The 16,915-nt window shown below is 71.4% G+C and carries 11 protein-coding genes and 1 pseudogene; 2 read left to right on the forward strand and 10 right to left on the reverse strand.

Annotated elements, in window-relative coordinates; genetic code table 11:
• From ABZ354_RS21930 to ABZ354_RS21940, 3 genes and pseudogenes are all read right to left on the reverse strand, one after another.
• A pseudogene (locus ABZ354_RS21930) lies at window positions 1-188 on the reverse strand (methylmalonyl-CoA carboxyltransferase); the annotation flags it as partial.
• Window positions 189-544: 356 nt separating this feature from the next.
• Window positions 545-1,867 (reverse strand): hypothetical protein, encoded by a 1,323-nt coding sequence (locus ABZ354_RS21935; protein ID WP_358659189.1) that lies wholly within the window; start codon window positions 1,865-1,867, stop codon window positions 545-547.
• Window positions 1,868-1,960: 93 nt separating this feature from the next.
• Window positions 1,961-4,984, reverse strand: a complete 3,024-nt coding sequence (locus ABZ354_RS21940; protein WP_358659191.1) for a glycoside hydrolase family 3 N-terminal domain-containing protein — start codon at window positions 4,982-4,984, stop codon at window positions 1,961-1,963.
• Window positions 4,985-5,231: 247 nt separating this feature from the next.
• On the opposite strand from ABZ354_RS21940, the gene ABZ354_RS21945 reads away from it, so the two are divergent.
• Complete coding sequence (locus ABZ354_RS21945) at window positions 5,232-7,121, forward strand: ricin-type beta-trefoil lectin domain protein (protein WP_358659193.1); 1,890 nt, start codon at window positions 5,232-5,234, stop codon at window positions 7,119-7,121.
• Between the two features lie 59 nt (window positions 7,122-7,180).
• On the opposite strand, the gene cimA is transcribed toward ABZ354_RS21945, so the two are convergent.
• From cimA to ABZ354_RS21965, 4 genes are all read right to left on the reverse strand, one after another.
• Window positions 7,181-8,785 carry a citramalate synthase gene (gene cimA, locus ABZ354_RS21950; protein WP_358659195.1) on the reverse strand — a complete coding sequence of 535 codons (1,605 nt, stop codon included), beginning with the start codon at window positions 8,783-8,785 and terminating at the stop codon, window positions 7,181-7,183.
• Between the two features lie 308 nt (window positions 8,786-9,093).
• A complete protein-coding gene (locus tag ABZ354_RS21955) occupies window positions 9,094-9,234 on the reverse strand; it encodes a hypothetical protein (RefSeq protein ID WP_358659196.1) in 141 nt (46 codons plus the stop codon).
• A 179-nt stretch (window positions 9,235-9,413) separates the two neighbouring features.
• The gene (locus ABZ354_RS21960; RefSeq protein WP_358659198.1) at window positions 9,414-10,502 is read right to left on the reverse strand and encodes a branched-chain amino acid aminotransferase; all 1,089 of its coding nucleotides are present in this window, start codon (window positions 10,500-10,502) and stop codon (window positions 9,414-9,416) included.
• A gap of 410 nt (window positions 10,503-10,912) precedes the next feature.
• Window positions 10,913-11,956: a 3-isopropylmalate dehydrogenase gene (locus ABZ354_RS21965; protein ID WP_358659200.1), complete on the reverse strand. Its 1,044-nt coding sequence runs from the start codon at window positions 11,954-11,956 to the stop codon at window positions 10,913-10,915.
• A 144-nt stretch (window positions 11,957-12,100) separates the two neighbouring features.
• Between ABZ354_RS21965 and ABZ354_RS21970 the strand changes: the two genes are divergently transcribed.
• On the forward strand, window positions 12,101-13,669 hold the full coding sequence (locus ABZ354_RS21970; protein ID WP_358659202.1) for a metallophosphoesterase family protein: 1,569 nt from the start codon (window positions 12,101-12,103) through the stop codon (window positions 13,667-13,669).
• Window positions 13,670-13,727: 58 nt separating this feature from the next.
• Here the strand turns inward: ABZ354_RS21970 and ABZ354_RS21975 are convergent, their stop codons facing one another.
• The 3 genes from ABZ354_RS21975 to ABZ354_RS21985 form a co-directional block, all read right to left on the reverse strand.
• Window positions 13,728-13,859 carry a hypothetical protein gene (locus tag ABZ354_RS21975; protein ID WP_010048656.1) on the reverse strand — a complete coding sequence of 44 codons (132 nt, stop codon included), beginning with the start codon at window positions 13,857-13,859 and terminating at the stop codon, window positions 13,728-13,730.
• Between the two features lie 400 nt (window positions 13,860-14,259).
• On the reverse strand, window positions 14,260-15,891 hold the full coding sequence (gene pruA / locus ABZ354_RS21980) for an L-glutamate gamma-semialdehyde dehydrogenase (RefSeq protein ID WP_358659204.1): 1,632 nt from the start codon (window positions 15,889-15,891) through the stop codon (window positions 14,260-14,262).
• A 47-nt stretch (window positions 15,892-15,938) separates the two neighbouring features.
• Window positions 15,939-16,865, reverse strand: coding sequence for a proline dehydrogenase family protein (locus tag ABZ354_RS21985; RefSeq protein WP_358659206.1), 927 nt, complete (start codon window positions 16,863-16,865; stop codon window positions 15,939-15,941).
• Between the last annotated feature and the right edge of the window lie 50 nt (window positions 16,866-16,915).

Below are 16,915 nucleotides of genomic sequence, written 5' to 3' on the forward strand. Positions count from 1 at the left end.
TCACGGAACGAACCCGGATCAAGAAGAAGCTCCACACGCTCCCGAGCCGTCAGCTTCCCCTTGGCACGCTGCGCCTCGGTCGCCTTCTCACTCGGCCCGGCCAGTGCCGCCGCACGGATGGTGTGCAGTTCGGCGACCCGCCCGCGCGCGTCCGTCGGCTCACCCGACGCCTCTTCCAAAACGGTCATGTAGTGACCATACGAAGCCGGGCAAGAAAAGCGAGCCGTCGACTCCGTACAGTCTCGGGACCGTTTTCCTGGTAGCCCTGAACAGAACCGCAGCCCTATGCAGCCGTTCTGACTGCTCAGAGGGTGTGGCGGTTGTAGGTCTCGCACAAACGAGGCGGCCTGGGAGACGTCTCACATCGTGAGCCCCGGATGGCCCCCTCGGGTGACGCGGGGCGTCGGCCGCGCCTCTCCCCAGCGTAACGGTGAGGGCCCATCGGCCATGGATGTCAAGCATGGAACGGAATACGTCTACCGCCCGACGGAGGGTCGGCTGCGAGGGCAAGGCCGGGATTCTGCGCCCGGAGAGGAGCCCGACCTCAGAAGCCTCCGCCGAAGTCCCCGCCGCCGTCACCACCGCCGAAGCCGCCGCCGAAGCCACCGCCGAAGTCGCCCGGGTCGAAGTCGGCGCCGGACACGTCACCGCCCTCGGAGCCGTCGAAGTCGCCGTATCCGGCGCCGTAGGCAGGGCCGGTCATCATGCTGCCGAGCATGGTGCCGACGAGCAGGCCGGGGAGAATGCCGCCGCCGAAGTAGCCGCCCGCCCAGGGGCCGTACGCCGGGCCCGCGTCCCAGTACGGGCGGCGGCCGTCGGCGGTGTCGACCTCCCGGACCATCGGGTCGCGGCCGTCGGCCAGTCGGGCCCGGTCCGCCGCGCAGACCGGCACCTCGCGGGTCGCCCCGCCCGGCGGTGTCCAGGTCGCGTCGGCCACCGACGGGCCGTGCCGCGGGTCGAAGAAGCACGGCGGGCGGCGTTCCGGCAGGGGGCGGCCCTCGCGGCGTGCCGTAAGCCGGGCCAGCGCGAAGCGGCCGTCCTCCAGCGACTGGGTCACGCCGCGCACCTCGTCGGGGTGCCGTGCGGCGGCCATCAGGGACTTGGCCCGGTCGTAGGCGTCCAGGGCGTGTGCGTAGTCGGCGCGCATCGCGTCGTCCGCGCCGGGCTCGGAGGGGTGGAAGTCCAGCCGGTCGAGTTCCTCGCCGAAGGCGGTGATGTCCTCGTCCACGACCACGCGCAGCTTCTCCAGCGCGGCCCGCCGCTCCTCCTCGCGCCGGCGCCGGTTGCGCCGGGCGAGGGCGTACGCGCCGACGCCGCCTGCCGCCAGGACCGCGCCCGCGGTGACCAGCGCACCCGTCGGCACACCGCCGCCGCCCTCGTTCCACGAGTTCGGCGCGGAGCCGTCCACGCCGCGCAGCGCGTCGTCGACGAAGTCGTTCAGCTGGGCCTTGGCGTCGTCCGTGCCCCGCACGGCGGTGACGAGGTTGCGCACGCCGTCGTTGCTGAGCACGCTGCTGTCGGCGCGTGCGTCGAAGCGGTCGCCGAGGCGGATGCCGTACAGGCCGGTCACGCCCGTCTCGGTGCGCAGGTTCTGGAAGAGGTCGGCCGTGGGGTAGCCGTCCGGGAGGACCGCGACGAAGACGGGCTTGTCCGCGTCCTGGATCTTGTCGGCCAGTGCCTCGGCGTCCGACTCGGACAGCAGGTCGGTGGCGGCGGGGTCCACGTAGACGGGGTTTTCGCGCAGCGCGGCAGCGATCCGGGAGACGTCGGTGGCCGCGTGCGCCCCGGGGGCACCGGCCGTCAGCAGCGCCAGGACTGCGGCGATCGGCACGATCAGCAGGCGTACGAGGGTCCTTGCACCCTTCATACTGTCGAAAGTACCTGAATTAGGCCAAAAGCGGGCGCCGAGTCCGGTGGGTTCTTCCCTGCCGGACCCGGCGCCTGCCACCACCCCACCGGCTCACGCGGCCCGGTAGGCCTCGGTCAGTTTCCCGACGGCCGCGCCGTACCGGCCCGTGAGCAGCAGGTGGTCGGCCTCGGCGAAGGGCTTGGCCACCCTCGCCGTCAGGTGCCCGTCGGCCCTGGCCTGGACGATCAGCCGTGCCTTGGTGACCAGTGCGCGGGCCGCGGACTCGGCGCCCGTACGCTCCAGCGCCGTCGCCGCCACTCGAAGCGCCTGCAGCGTCGCCGCCCCGCCGTGCGGGGTCTTGCTGCCCGTGGTCAGGCCCCAGCCGTACGGGAACTGCGGGTCGTACGCCGTGTCGCCGACGTTGATCGGGAGCTGCGCCTGCGACTTCGGCCAGGTGACGGGGAGCTGCCCGGTGAAGGGGCGGCGGCCGTAGAGGACGTCGGCGACGCCGTCGCCCTCGGTGCCCGGCAGCCAGGACGCGACCAGGGCGTCGATGTCGCCGAGCCGGTCCCCGATCAGCTGGGGGCGGCCGGAGACGACCAGCACCACACACTTCATGGCGCCGCACACCGTGTCGACGGCGGCCTTGTCGGCATCCGACAGCTCCAGGTCGTGGCCGTTGCCGACGTCACCGACGCCCTCCGCGTACGGGGTCTCGCCGACGACGACCACGCCGACGTCGTGGCCGGTGAGCGGGGCGGAGGCGTCCTTGGACCAGGTCAGGTCCGGGGTGCTCTCGCGCATCGCTTCCAGGACGGTCGTGCCGGGCGTGATGTCGCCGGACCGGCCCTGCCAGGTGATGGTCCAGCCGCCGGACTGGTTGCCGATGTCGTCGGCGTTGGACCCGGCGACGTACACCTTCTGGTTCTTCCTCAGCGGCAGCAGGCCGCCCGCGTTCTTCAGCAGCACCTGGGACGCGGCGGCGGCCTCGCGGGCGACGGCCCGGTGTGCGGCGGAGCCGATGCGGTCGGCGCCGCTCGTGTCGGCGTACGGCTGCTCGAAGAGGCCGAGGCGGAACTTCTGCGTGAGGATGCGCGACACGGCGTCGTCCACGCGCCGCTCGCCGACGCGGCCGGCCTTCACCTCGTCGACGAGCGTGGTGCGGAAGTCCCGGTAGGCGTACGGGACCATGATCATGTCGAGGCCCGCGTTGACCGAGGTCCGCACGTCGGAGGCGTAGTCGCCGGGGAGCTGGTCGATGGCCTGCCAGTCGCTGATGACGAAGCCCTCGAAGCCCATGCGGTCCTTCAGGACGCCGTTCAGCATGTCGGCGCGGGCGTGCATCTTGACCGGGCCCCTGCCGTCGCCGATCAGGTCGAGGGAGGAGTACGACGGCATGACCGTGCCCACGCCGCGCCTCACCGCGTCGTCGTACGGCGCGAGGTGGACGGCCTCCAGCTCCTGGCGGGTGACCTTGGTGACGCCCTGGTCGACGGTGTAGGTGCCGGTGGTGGAGGAGCCGTACGCGGTGCCGCCGTCGCCCACGAAGTGCTTGGCCGTGGCGAGCACCTTGTCGGCGCGGTCCAGGTCGCGTCCGTCGGCATGGCCCTGGAGACCCTGGACGACGGTCTCCATCGCCTCGACCAGCGCCGGGTCCTCGCCGAAGGCCTCGTAGGAGCGGCCCCAGCGTTCGTCGCGGGTGACGCACAGGCAGGGCGCGAAGTCCCATGGGACGCCGGTGGCGCGGACCTCGGCGGCGGTCACCGCGCCGGTGCGCCCGGCGAGCTCCGGGTCGCGGGTGGCGCCGATGCCGATGTTGTGCGGCATGATCGTCGCGCCGACCAGGTTGTTGTGGCCGTGCACCGCGTCCACGCCGTAGATCAGCGGGATCTGATACCGGGTGGCCCGGGCCCGCAACTGGAAGCCGTCGATCATCTTCGCCCAGGCTTCGGCCGTGTTGGGCGTGGGCGTGGAACCGCCGCCGGACAGCAGTGAGCCGAGGTCGTACGCCGCGATGTCGCCGGGGGCGGTGAGCGCGCCGCGCTCGGCCTGCGTCATCTGCCCGGCCTTCTCCTCCAGGGACAGGCGGGAGACGAGGTCCGCGACGCGCTTCCGCACCGGCAGCCGGGTGTCGAGGTACGGCAGTCCGTGCGCGTCCACGACGACCTGCGGCGTCTCGGCCGGGGCCCTGGCGCCCGTCACGGTCAGCTTCAGCGGGATCGTCTCGGCGGACTCGGCCGACCGGTCCTTCAGGGTCGGTACCTCGACCGTGCGGGCCGTGCCGGAGGGGGTGCCCGCCGGGAAGGTGAGCGTGCCGGTGACCGGGGTGTAGTCCTTGCCGGGCTCCGCGCCGCCGGTCGCGGCGGTCTCGTAGGTGACGGTGACCGGCTCGTCGAGCGCGGCCGCGCCGGTCGTGGCCACCGTGATGTCCACGTCGGCGGTGCCGCCCTCGGCGACCGGGTACACGGCCGCGCCCGTGGTGACGGAGGCTCGCCGCGCCTGGTCGGCCGTGCCGTACAGCTCGACGGCGTCCATCGCGAAGTCGCTCTTGAGGCCCGTCGGGAGGGTGAGCGCGTAGCCCCACATCTCGGTCAGGCCGAGGACCTGGTCGATGCCGCCGACCGGCTGGTAGTCCGTGCGATAGGTGAAGTCGGAGAAGGGGAACTCCAGCTGTTTCCAGCCGGTGAAGTCGTCGGTGAAGGAGGTCGTCCACAGCTCGGAGGCCTCGCCGTGCGCGCCGCCGTCCTTCAGCTCGAAGGCGATCTTCTCGCCGGTGCCCCGGCCTTCCCACCACAGGCGGACGCCGCGGTGCGCGGACCAGTCGTGGGCGGGCCCGTCCGCGGCGTAGTCGTGGGTGAAGCCGCCGTAGCCGCTGATGTCGTAGGTGCCGGTGAGCACCTTGCCGCCCTCGGGTGCGTCGTCGCGGGCGGTCAGCCGCAGCGCGGGCGGGTCGTCGGTGTCGCCGCCCCAGGTGAACAGGCCCTCCGCCGGCTGGCTCGCGAAGGGCACCTCGCCCTCGAAGCGGTCGACCGGGACGGGGTCCGGGTCGGCGGCGCCGACGGCCGGGGCCGCGGCGGTGAGCGGGAGCAGCGTGGTGAGCAGCGCCGCGGAGGCGAGCAGGGCGGTTCTTCGCATGGACCTTCCTCGGCTTTCGGGGTCGTGCCCCCAGTCATCTCATGACTTAGATCAGGGCGTGAGTTAACTGGCGCGGCGTGTTGCCGTCAAGACGTCACGCCGTAACCGGTACAACCGCAAGGCGCGGCGCAATCGGGTGGGTTGCCCCTTCAGAAGATGAACGCGCGCCCTCTTGACGGCCGGTCAAAGCCGTCATTTACTCACGGCTCGCACGCCCCCACTCCCCCACCCAGAAGGGCGGCGCTCCATGCGGAGATCCACCAGACCACTCCCCCGGACGCTCGGACTGCTCCTGGCCGGGCTGCTCACCACGGCCGGTGTCAGCGCGGCCGGCGTCACGAACGCGACACCCGCCCGCGCGGCCGGCGAGCAGGTCACCCCCTGGCTCACCACGACGGACGACAGCGGCGGGCGGCACGTGGTGCGGGGCCTTCAGGCGCAGGCCCCGGTCGCGTTCCAGTCCGGTTCGGGCAGCGGTGGCGAGAACATCACCGTCGACGAGAACACCCGCTATCAGAGCTTCACCGGGGGCGGCGCGTCCTTCACGGACACCGCGGCCTGGCTGATGGACGGCAGCGGCGCGCTGTCGCAGGCCACCCGTGACGCGACGATGCGCAAGCTGTTCTCGCCGACGGACGGCATCGGCCTGTCGTTCCTGCGCAACCCGATGGGCGGCTCGGACCTCGCGCGGTTCGGCTACACGTACGACGACATGCCGGCCGGGCAGACCGACGCGGACCTCTCCGAATTCACGATCGCACACGATCTGGAAGACGTCGTGCCGCTGACGAAGCAGGCACGGCAGCTGAACCCGGGCCTGACCGTGATGGCCTCGCCGTGGACCGCCCCGGCCTGGATGAAGGACAACGGGCAGCTCAACGGCGGCTGGCTGAAGGCCGAGCACTACGGCACGTACGCGCAGTACTTCGTGAAGTACCTCCAGGCCTACCGGGACCAGGGCGTCCCGGTCGCGTACGTCACGGCGCAGAACGAGCCGACGTGCTGCTCGGGCTATCCCTCGATGAGCTGGAACGGCTCCGGGCTCGCCTACTTCACCAAGAACGAGCTGCTGCCGAAACTCCAGGCGGCCGGCCTGTCCACGAAGGTGCTGGCGCACGACTGGAACTGGGACACCTACGACGCGTACGCGGCGCAGACCGTGGACGACGCGGCGGTGCGCTCGCACCCGAACTTCGGCGGGATCGCCTGGCACGGCTACGGCGGCGACATCGCCAAGCAGACGACCGTGCACAACCAGTACCCGCAGCTGGACGCGTTCGGCACCGAGCACTCGGGCGGCACGTGGATCGCGAACCAGCAGCGCGAGGACATGATGAACATCATCGACTACACCCGCAACTGGGCGAAGTCGGTGACCAAGTGGTCCCTCGCGGTGGACCAGAACCGCGGTCCGCACAACGGCGGCTGCGGCACCTGCGACGGTCTGATCACCGTGCACAACGGCGACAGCCGGCACGGCCAGGTCGACTTCACCGTCGAGTACTACACGATGGGCCACCTGACGAAGTTCGTGAAGCCGGGCGCGCAGCGCATCGCCTCCACGGCCTCGTCGTCGGTGCCGAACGTGGCGTGGCGCAACCCGGACGGCTCCAAGGCGCTGATCGCGTACAACGACGCCTCCGGCGCCAAGACCGTCACGATCAACTGGGGCGGCCAGCACGCCACGTACTCCCTGCCGGGCAAGACGTCGGCGACGTTCACCTGGTCGGGCACGCAGTCCGGCGGCGGGGCCCGCACGGGCGCCTTCGTCGGCCTGGCCGGCAAGTGCCTGGACGTGGCCGGGGGTTCGTCCGCGAACAACACGGCCGTGCAGCTCTACGACTGCAACAGCTCGGCGGCCCAGCAGTGGACCGTCCAGGCGGACGGCTCGGTCCAGTCCCTCGGCAAGTGCCTGGACGTGACGGACGGCTCCACGGCGGACGGCGCGAAGGTACAGCTCTACGACTGCAACGGCTCGGGCGCCCAGCGGTGGTCGTACAACTCGGCGACCGGTGACGTGGTGAACCTCGCCGCGGACAAGTGCCTGGACGTCACCGACAACTCGTCGGCGAACGGCGCCCGCGCGCAGATCTGGAGCTGCACGGGAGCCGCCAACCAGAAGTGGCACCTGCAGTAGAACCCCCGCGGTGAGGGACGTGGAGCCGGTCGCGTCACGCGGCCGGCTCCGCACGTGCCCTACGCGGCGGGCTCCACGCCCGCCCGCAGCAGGCCGTACGTGTAGGCGTCCTCCAGGGCCTGCCAGCTCGCGGCGATGACGTTCTCCGCGACGCCCACCGTGGACCACTCTCCCGTGCCGTCGGTCGTGGAGATCAGCACGCGGGTGGTGGAGTGGGTGCCGTGCTTGCCCTCCAGGATGCGGACCTTGTAGTCGACCAGCTCCAGCCTGGCGAGCTGCGGGTAGATCTTCTCCAGGGCGACGCGCAGCGCCCGGTCCAGGGCGTTGACCGGGCCGTTGCCCTCGGCGGTGGCGACGATCCGCTCGCCCTTGGCGAAGAGCTTCACGGTGGCCTCGTTGGCGTGGCTGCCGTCGGGCCGGTCCTCGGCGATCGCGCGCCAGGACTCGACCTGGAAGTACGTCAGCGGCCTGCCCTCGGCCTCGGTGCGCAGCAGCAGCTCGAAACTCGCGTCGGCGGCCTCGTAGGTGTAGCCCTTCAGCTCGCGTTCCTTGACGCGCTCCACGACCCGGCCGACGAGTTCGCGGTCGTCGCCGAGGTCGACGCCGAGTTCCTTGCCCTTGAGCTCGATGGAGGCTCGGCCCGCCATGTCGGAGACCAGCATCCGCATGGTGTTGCCGACCTGCTCGGGGTCGATGTGCTGGTACAGGTCCGGGTCGACCTTGATGGCGGAGGCGTGCAGTCCGGCCTTGTGCGCGAAGGCCGAGAGGCCGACGTAGGGCTGGTGGGTGGAGGGGGTGAGGTTCACGACCTCGGCGATCGCGTGCGAGATGCGGGTCGTCTCGCGCAGCCGGCCCTCGGGCAGGACCCGCTTGCCGTACTTGAGCTCCAGGGCCGCGACGACGGGGAAGAGGTTGGCGTTGCCGACGCGCTCACCGTAGCCGTTGGCCGTGCACTGCACATGGGTGGCGCCCGCGTCCACGGCGGCCAGGGTGTTGGCGACGGCGCAGCCGGTGTCGTCCTGGGCGTGGATGCCGAGCCGTGCGCCGGTGTCGGCGAGGACGGTGGAGACGACGGCCTGGATCTGGGCGGGGAGCATGCCGCCGTTGGTGTCGCACAGGACGGCGACGTCGGCGCCGGCCTCGGAGGCGGCGCGGACGACGGCCTTGGCGTACTCGGGGTTGGCGCGGTAGCCGTCGAAGAAGTGCTCGCAGTCGACGAACACGCGGCGGCCCTGTTCGCGCAGGTGGGAGACGGTGTCCCGGACCATGGCGAGGTTCTCGTCCAGGGTGGTGCGCAGCGCGAGCTCGACGTGCCGGTCGTGCGACTTGGCGACCAGCGTGATCACCTCGGCGCCGGACTCCAGGAGCGCCCTGACCTGCGGGTCTGCGCTCGCCCTGCCGCCGGGGCGGCGGGTGGCTCCGAACGCGACCAGCTTGGCGTGCCGGAACTCGATCTCCTGCCGGGCGCGGGCGAAGAACTCGGTGTCGCGCGGGTTGGCGCCGGGCCAGCCGCCCTCGATGAAGCCCACGCCGAAGTCGTCCAGGTGCCGGGCGATGGCCAGCTTGTCCGCGACGGTGAGGTGGATGCCCTCACGCTGCGCGCCGTCGCGCAGCGTGGTGTCGAAGACGTGGAAGGAATCGTCGAGCTCGCTGGGTGCGGTCATGATCGTCAAGGCTCCTGAGGATGGGATCTCGGTCGTACCGGAATGACCGGCTCCACCGCCCTCACATGGTCCCTCACGCTCTCGCCTCCGGGTGCGGGTGGGCCGGAAAAGCGAAAAACCCCTCGCGGGTGCGAGAGGTCTGCGCGCGGGTCGAGGACGACGGTGTCCGCCCGTACCTGGTCGTACGTGGCGGTCACTGCGGACCGGCGCGCCTGCTGCCAATAATCATGGCGAACGAGAGCACGGGGGCAGTCTGGCACAGAAGGGACTGTGGCCCTCCGCTGTCTCAGGATGCGGGCCGCGCAGGCTCACGGGTGCGTGTCCGGGTTCTCCGCCGGGAACCCGCGGACATGCCCGAGGACCTGCTCCCGGCCGGTGCCGCCGAGCTCGATGGCGCCGTGGACGGAGGGCGCGGAGGTGTACGTCCGTGCGCCGGCAACGACGTCCACGCCGTCGAGAATGCCGGGGCTCCCCGCCCGCCCGATCGCGCAGATCCGGCCCTTTCCCGGTGCCGCTCCCGCTGTCGCCCCGGGTCGTCGTCGCCCTCGGGCTCGGGGACCCGGAACCCGAGGGCGACGCCGGCCGGCCGGTCCGGGGTGTGAGACGCGGCGTTGTGGCGGGTGCCGGCTCAGCCCAGCCTGTGCATCCAGCCGTGGGTGTCCTCGGCCGTGCCGCGCTGGATGTCGAGCAGGGTCCGGCGCAGGCGCTGCGTGACCGGGCCGGACTCGCCGCCGCTCTGCTGCCACTCGGCGCCGGCCCGCTTGACCGTGCCGATCGGGGTGATGACGGCGGCCGTGCCGCAGGCGAAGACCTCGGTGAGGGTGCCGTTCTCCGTGTCGCGCTGCCACTGCTCGACGCAGACGCGCTCCTCCACGGCCTCGTAGCCGAGGTCGCGGGCGACGGTGAGCAGGGAGTCGCGGGTGACGCCCTCCAGGATGGAGCCGCTGAGGGTCGGGGTGACGATCTTGTCGCCGTACACGAAGTACAGGTTCATCCCGCCCAGCTCCTCGACCCACTGGTGCTCCACGGCGTCGAGGTAGCAGACCTGGTCGCAGCCCTTGCGGGCCGCCTCGGCCTGGGCGAGCAGGGACGCCGCGTAGTTGCCGCCGGTCTTGGCGTCGCCCATGCCTCCCGGGACGGCCCGGACGCGGTCCTCGGAAACCCAGATGGAGACCGGCTTGAGTCCGCCGGGGAAGTAGGCGCCGGCCGGCGAGGCGATCACGAGGAACAGGTACTCGCTCGCGGGCTTCACCCCGAGGCCGACCTCGGTGGCGATCATGAACGGACGCAGGTAGAGGGACTCCTCGCCGCCGTGCGCCGGGACCCACGCCTTGTCCTGCTGGACGAGGGCGTCGCACGCGGCGAGGAACGTCTCCACCGGCAGCTCGGGCATGGCCAGACGCCGCGCGGAACGCTGGAAACGCTCGGCGTTCTTCTCGGGGCGGAAGGTGGCGACCGACCCGTCGGGCCGGCGGTAGGCCTTCAGGCCTTCGAAGATCTCCTGCGCGTAGTGCAGCACCGTGGTGGCGGGATCGAGGGAGATCGGCGCGTACGGGACGAGCTGCGCGTCGTGCCAGCCACGGCCCTCGGTCCACTTGATCGTCACCATGTGGTCGGTGAAGTGGCGGCCGAAGCCGGGGCTGGCGAGGATCGCCTCGCGCTCGGCGTCGGCCAGTGGGCTGGCGGAGGGCTTGAGCTCGATCGTGGGCGTCGTCATGGGTTGATGTCCTTCACCGGTTGTAGTGACGGGCCGCGCTCACGCCTGCACTGCCAGTGGCCCGTGCCAGGGTGTCGGTGACACATGCCCGCGGGGTCACGGTGCGGGGCGCGCACGCTCGCGGCGCTGCCGGAACACCCGAGTGGCTCTGCCACCAGGGCGCTTCGGCACCTTGCGATCGCACGCACCAGACACCGCTCCTTCTCCCACGCTCATGTGCCGGACACCCCCTGGAGCGTCCGAGCTTTCCCTCATTCCGCGGCTCCGCGTCCGATTATCGCAAGCGGATACCGAGGAAGAAATTGGCGTGAATGCGGCCCAGGGGTCGATGTTCCCACCCGGCGGCGAACATGCGAAAGCCGCCGGGTACGGGTGACCCGGCGGCTTCGAGGTGATCGAGTGCGGCGGGGTCAGCCGGCTACTCGTACGGCGAGCGCGTCGCCGATCTCCGAAGTGCTGCGGGCGGGCTGCCCGACACGTGCGGAGAGGTCGGTGGCGACGGCGTCCTCGATGCGGGTCGCCTCGGCGTCCAGGCCGAGGTGGCGCAGCAGCAGGGCGACCGAGAGCACCGTGGCGGTGGGGTCGGCCTTGCCCTGGCCCGCGATGTCCGGGGCCGAGCCGTGGACGGGCTCGAACATGGACGGGAAGTCGCGGCTCGGGTTGATGTTCCCGCTGGCCGCGACGCCGATGCCGCCGGAGACGGCCGCGGCGAGGTCGGTGACGATGTCGCCGAAGAGGTTGTCGGTGACGATCACGTCGAACCGCTCGGGCTGGGTGACCAGGAAGATCGTCGCCGCGTCCACGTGCATGTACTCGGTGGTGACGTCGGGGAACTCCTCGGCCACCGTGTTGAAGATGTTCGTCCACAGGTGGCCCGCGAAGGTCAGCACGTTGTTCTTGTGGATCAGCGCCAGCTTCTTGCGCGGGCGGGCCTGGGCTCGTGCGAAGGCGTCGCGGACGACGCGCTCGACACCGTAGGCCGTGTTGACGGAGACCTCGGTGGCGACCTCGTGCTCGGTGCCCTTGCGGATGGTGCCGCCGTTGCCGGTGTAGGGGCCCTCGGTTCCCTCGCGCACGACGACGAAGTCGATGGCGGGCTCGCCCTTGAGGGGGGTGTCCACGCCGGGCAGCAGCTTCGACGGCCGCAGGTTGACGTGGTGGTCGAAGGCGAATCGGAGCCTGAGGAGGAAACCGCGCTCCAGGACGCCGGACGGCACGGACGGGTCGCCGATCGCGCCGAGCAGGATGGCGTCGTGCTGCTTCAGGGCGTCGAGGTCGGCGTCGGTGAGGGTCTCACCGGTGGCGTGGTAGCGCCGGGCGCCGAAGTCGTACTCCTTGGTCTCCAGCTTCACTTCCTGCGGAAGGACGGCCGAAAGGACCTTCAGGCCTTCGGTCACGACCTCCTGGCCGATGCCGTCACCGGGAATCACTGCGAGATTGATGCTGCGAGACATGCGGGCACCCTACGCCTCGTCCCATGGAATGACATGGGGCGTCCGCGATGCGGACACGTCCGTTCGGGTGACATCTCCGGGAGGTCGCGCGCCGTTCACCCCGGCGCGGGGCCGGGGCCGGGCAGGGCTGCGAAGCTCACGGCCATGGACATTCCGGATTTCGGCATCCCGCCCACGCTCGCCGCCCGCATGAGCATGGCGGAGCAGCACGAGTATCTGCGCCTGCGCCTGTCCCGGCGCCGCACGCTGGTGACGGCGGGCGCGGTGGCGGGCGGGCTGCTGACGGGCGGCTGCGCCGGCGGACGATCGACGAAGGACGACGCGAGCCCCTCGCACTCCGCGATGTCGGGGGTGTCCGGATCGGCGGTCGCGCCCTTCGGCCGGCACCTCGCCTTCGGCGCCGACCCGACGTCGCAGATGCGGATCTCCTGGCAGGTGCCGTTCGCGGTGCGCCGGCCGTACGTCCGGGTGGGCCTGCGCCCCGACGATCTGGACCGGCGGATTCCGGCGGAGGTCCGCGACCTGCGCACCCCGGAGCTGGCGGGGGTGCGCCCGCCGGCCGAGCAGTACTACCCGCACGCGGCCCTGGACGGGCTGCGACCCGGCACGACGTACTACTACGGCGTCGGCCACGACGGCTTCGACCCGGCCGCGCACGGCCTCCGCCCGACGGTCGCGTCCTTCCGCACCGCTCCCGCGACCCCGCCGGAGAGCTTCGTGTTCACCGCGTTCGGGGACCAGGGCGTCGGCGACGGGGCCGCGGCCAACGACCGGCTGCTGCTGCGCCAGAACCCCGCCTTCCATCTGCACGCGGGCGACATCTGCTACGCCGACGACACGGGCAGGGGACGGAAGTCCGACCTGTTCGACGCCTCCGAGTGGGACCGGTACCTGCGGCAGACCGAGCCGGTCGCGCGGTCCGTGCCGTGGATGGTGACGACCGGCAACCACGACATGGAGGCGTGGTACTCGCCGGACGGCTACGGCGGCCAGCTCGCCCGGTTCTCCCTGCCCGACAGCGGCTTCGACCCGCGCGGCACACCGGGGGCGTACACGTTCCGGTACGGCGGTGTCGGCGTCGTGGCACTGGACGCGAACGACGTGTCGTACGAGCTGCCGGCCAACCTCGGGCACTCGGACGGCCGGCAGACGGCCTGGCTGGAGCGCACGCTCAAGGAACTGCGGGCGGCGCGGGACATCGACTTCGTGGTCGTCTTCTTCCACCACTGCGCCCACTCGACGTCGACACACGCCTCCGACGGCGGGGTACGCGCCGCATGGCTGCCGCTGTTCGCCACGCACCAGGTGGACCTGGTGATCAACGGCCACAACCACGTGTACGAGCGGACCGACGCGATCCGGGACGGCGAGGCCGTCAGGGCGGTGCCCGTCGGCGGGTCGACCGATCCGGCGCGGGACGGGACCGTGTACGTCACGGCGGGCGGCGGCGGCCGGGACCTGTACGGCTTCCCGGACGGCGTGAAGGAGAGCTACGAGGGCAACGTCGCCCCGCACGAGCCGGTCGACACCTTCCGCTGGACGACGTCGGGCGGAAGGAAGCCGGAGACCGTCGGGTGGTCGCGGGTGCGCTACCGCGGCTTCTCCCTGCTCCGGGTGGAGGTGCGGGCCGGGGCGAGGCCGCGGCTGCTGGTGTCGGCGCTGACGCCGGGCGGCGAGCGCGTCGACCACTTCGAGGTGCGGCGCGGCGGCTGAGACCGCGCCCGCGCCGCACCCCCCGGGGACCCTGCCCGGGCGCGAGGCCCGGCCGGGCTCAGTGCCCGGTGGAGCCGCCGTTGTCCCTGCGGTCGAGGGCGCGCTGGAGGGCGGCGGCGGCGTTCTTGCGGTCGGACTCACTCGTGCGGGACACGTGGCGGACTCGGCGGCGGACGGTCGTCTCGGCCATGCGGAATCGACTCCTTCGAGATCAACGGAGCGCTCAGAGGCGCTGAAGGGATGACGAGACGCCGGGTGGGGCGGGGAGCCGTGCCGCAGGGGTGGCCTGCACGGGGCGCGCTCACGACCGCCATTCGCTTGATCGAGCGAGACGTTCGGCTCCTACAAAAGTAGGTGAGGACCGCGCCGCTGTCTCCACAACTAGTGGGACTTCCTACTATCTGAGACGGCCACCCTCCGAAATCACTCAATCCGGTGAATATCGCCGCCACCGTGCCACCGCGCCGCCACCGCGCCGCAGCATCACCGCGCCCCGGCGGCGCAGGGGGCGCAGAGAAACGCCCCCGGCCCCTGGCTGCGGCCAGGAACCGGGGGCTGGGAAGGGCGACCCGGAAGGTCGAGCGGGGGTGTCAGCCCATGTGCGGGTACGGGTAGTCGGTCGGCGGGACCAGCGTCTCCTTGATGGCGCGGGTCAGGGTCCAGCGCATCAGGTTCTGCGGGGCCCCGGCCTTGTCGTTGGTGCCGGAGGCCCGGCCGCCGCCGAAGGGCTGCTGGCCGACGACGGCGCCGGTCGACTTGTCGTTGATGTAGAAGTTGCCGGCCGCGTAGCGCAGCTTCTCCATCGTGTACGCGGCGGCGGCGCGGTCGTTCGCGATGACCGAGCCGGTCAGCGCGTAGTCCGACACCGACTCCATCTGGGTCAGCATCTCGTCGTACTTCTCGTCGTCGTAGACGTGCACGGCGAGGATCGGGCCGAAGTACTCGGTGCGGAACACCTCGTTCTCCGGGTCGCTGCACTCGATGACGGTCGGGCGGACGAACCAGCCCACCGAGTCGTCGTAGGAGCCGCCCGCGACGATCGTGCAGGCCGGGTCCTCCTCGGCGCGGTCGATGGCGGCCTTGTTCTTGGCGAAGGAGCGGTCGTCGATGACGGCGCCCATGAAGTTCGACAGGTCGGTGACGTCGCCGATCGTGATGCCGTCGACCTCGGCGGCGAACTCCTCCTTGAACCCGGAGTTCCAGAGGGAGGCGGGCACGTAGGCGCGGGAGGTCGCGCTGCACTTCTGGCCCTGGTACTCGAAGGCACCGCGGGTCAGCGCCGTCTTCAGCACCGCGCGGTCGGCGGACGGGTGCGCGACGAGGAAGTCCTTGCCGCCGGTCTCCCCCACCATGCGCGGATAGGTGCGGTACTTCTCGATGTTGCTGCCGACGGTCTTCCACAGGTACTGGAAGGTCTTGGTCGATCCCGTGAAGTGGATGCCCGCGAGGTCGCGGTGCTCGAGCGCGACCTTGGAGACCTCGATGCCGTCACCGGTGACGAGGTTGATGACGCCCTTCGGCAGACCGGCCTCCTCCAGCAGCTGCATGAGCAGCACGGCGGCGAGGGTCTGCGTCGGGGACGGCTTCCACACCACGACGTTGCCCATCAGCGCGGGCGCGGTCGGCAGGTTGGCCGCGATCGCCGAGAAGTTGAACGGCGTGATCGCGTAGACGAAGCCCTCCAGCGGGCGGTGGTCGAGACGGTTCCACACACCCGGGGAGTTGGCCGGGGGCTGCTCGGCGAGGATCCCGCGCGCGTAGTGGACGTTGAAGCGCCAGAAGTCGACCAGCTCGCAGGGCGAGTCGATCTCGGCCTGCTGGACGGTCTTGGACTGGCCGAGCATGGTGGCGGCGGCGATGGTCTCGCGCCACGGGCCGGCGAGCAGCTCGGCGGCGCGCAGGATGATCGCCGCACGGTCGTCGAAGGCCATCGCGCGCCAGGCGGGAGCGGCGGCCAGGGCGGCGTCGATCGCGTCCTGGGCGTCCGCCTGCGTGGCGTGGCGGAAGGTGCCGAGGACGGCCTCGTGGTGGTGCGGCTGGACGACCTGGAAGGCCTCGCCGCCGCCCATCCGCCGCTCGCCGCCGATGGTGCAGGGCAGGTCGACCGGGTTCTCGGCCAGTTCCTTGAGCCTGGCCTCCAGCCGGGCCCGCTCGGGCGAGCCGGGGGCGTAGCCGTGCACCGGCTCGTTGACGGGGGTGGGGACCTGGGTCACAGCGTCCATAAGTTCCGTAACTCCTTGTTGAGCGGGTGGGAGCGGGTGGATGAGGCTCAGCCCTTGCTGACCATCGAACGGAGGAAGAACCGCAGGTTCGCGGGCTTCTCCGCAAGCCTTCGCATGAAATAGCCGTACCAGTCGGTGCCGTAGGCGGTGTAGACGCGCATGCGGTGGCCCTCGGCGGCCAGCCGCAGGTGCTCGTCGCTGCGGATGCCGTAGAGCATCTGGAACTCGTACTCGTCCAGTGTGCGCCCTGCGGACCGGGCGAGGTCCTGGGCGACGGCGATGAGGCGCGGGTCGTGCGATCCGATCATCGGATACCCGTCGCCCGTCATCAGCGTCCGGAGGATACGGACGTACGCCTTGTCGATCTCGTGCCTGTCCTGGTACGCGACCTCGGCGGGCTCCTTGTACGCGCCCTTCACGAGCCGGACCCGGCTGCCGCTCGCGGCGAGTCGGCGGGCGTCGGCCTCGGTGCGGAAGAGGTACGCCTGGATGACGCAGCCGGTCTGCGGGAAGTCCTTCCGCAGCTCCTCGTGGATCGCGAACATCGAGTCGAGGGTGGTGTGGTCCTCGGCGTCCAGGGTGACCGTGGTGCCGATGTCCGCGGCGGCCTCGACGACCGGGCGGACGTTCTCGAGGGCCAGTTCGTGCCCGCCGTCCAGCGCCTGCCCGAACATCGACAGCTTCACGGACATCTCCGCGCGCGGGCCGAGCTCCAGCGGCTTCAGCCGGTCGATCAGCTCCAGGTAGGCCTCGCGGGCCGCGCCTGCCTGCGCGGGGGTGGTGATGTCCTCGCCGACGACGTCCATCGTCAGCTCCAGGCCGTTGCCCGCGAGGTCCTCGATCACCGGCAGGATCGCGCCGACGGTCTCGCCGGGGATGAAACGGTTCACGACCTGTTTGGTCACGGGGGCCGCCGAGACCAGGCGTCGCATCCGGTCACTGCGCGACGCGGCGAGAATCACGGGACCCAGCACGGGGCACCTCCACAGACATCGGGACGGCCGCGGCCCGACGATCCGGGAAC

Origin of the sequence: Streptomyces sp. NPDC005925, from assembly GCF_040638805.1 — a bacterium.
In the GTDB taxonomy this organism is placed as follows: Bacteria; Actinomycetota; Actinomycetes; order Streptomycetales; family Streptomycetaceae; genus Streptomyces.

What these genes read in the sequence shown, in the direction of transcription:
- ABZ354_RS21935 (WP_358659189.1), bottom strand. Translation starts at nt 1,867, where the DNA reads ATGAAGGGTGCAAGGACCCTCGTACGCCTGCTGATCGTGCCGATCGCC.
- ABZ354_RS21940 (WP_358659191.1), bottom strand. Translation starts at nt 4,984, where the DNA reads ATGCGAAGAACCGCCCTGCTCGCCTCCGCGGCGCTGCTCACCACGCTG.
- ABZ354_RS21945 (WP_358659193.1), top strand. Translation starts at nt 5,232, where the DNA reads ATGCGGAGATCCACCAGACCACTCCCCCGGACGCTCGGACTGCTCCTG.
- cimA (WP_358659195.1), bottom strand. Translation starts at nt 8,785, where the DNA reads ATGACCGCACCCAGCGAGCTCGACGATTCCTTCCACGTCTTCGACACC.
- ABZ354_RS21960 (WP_358659198.1), bottom strand. Translation starts at nt 10,502, where the DNA reads ATGACGACGCCCACGATCGAGCTCAAGCCCTCCGCCAGCCCACTGGCC.
- ABZ354_RS21965 (WP_358659200.1), bottom strand. Translation starts at nt 11,956, where the DNA reads ATGTCTCGCAGCATCAATCTCGCAGTGATTCCCGGTGACGGCATCGGC.
- ABZ354_RS21970 (WP_358659202.1), top strand. Translation starts at nt 12,101, where the DNA reads ATGGACATTCCGGATTTCGGCATCCCGCCCACGCTCGCCGCCCGCATG.
- ABZ354_RS21975 (WP_010048656.1), bottom strand. Translation starts at nt 13,859, where the DNA reads ATGGCCGAGACGACCGTCCGCCGCCGAGTCCGCCACGTGTCCCGCACG.
- pruA (WP_358659204.1), bottom strand. Translation starts at nt 15,891, where the DNA reads ATGGACGCTGTGACCCAGGTCCCCACCCCCGTCAACGAGCCGGTGCAC.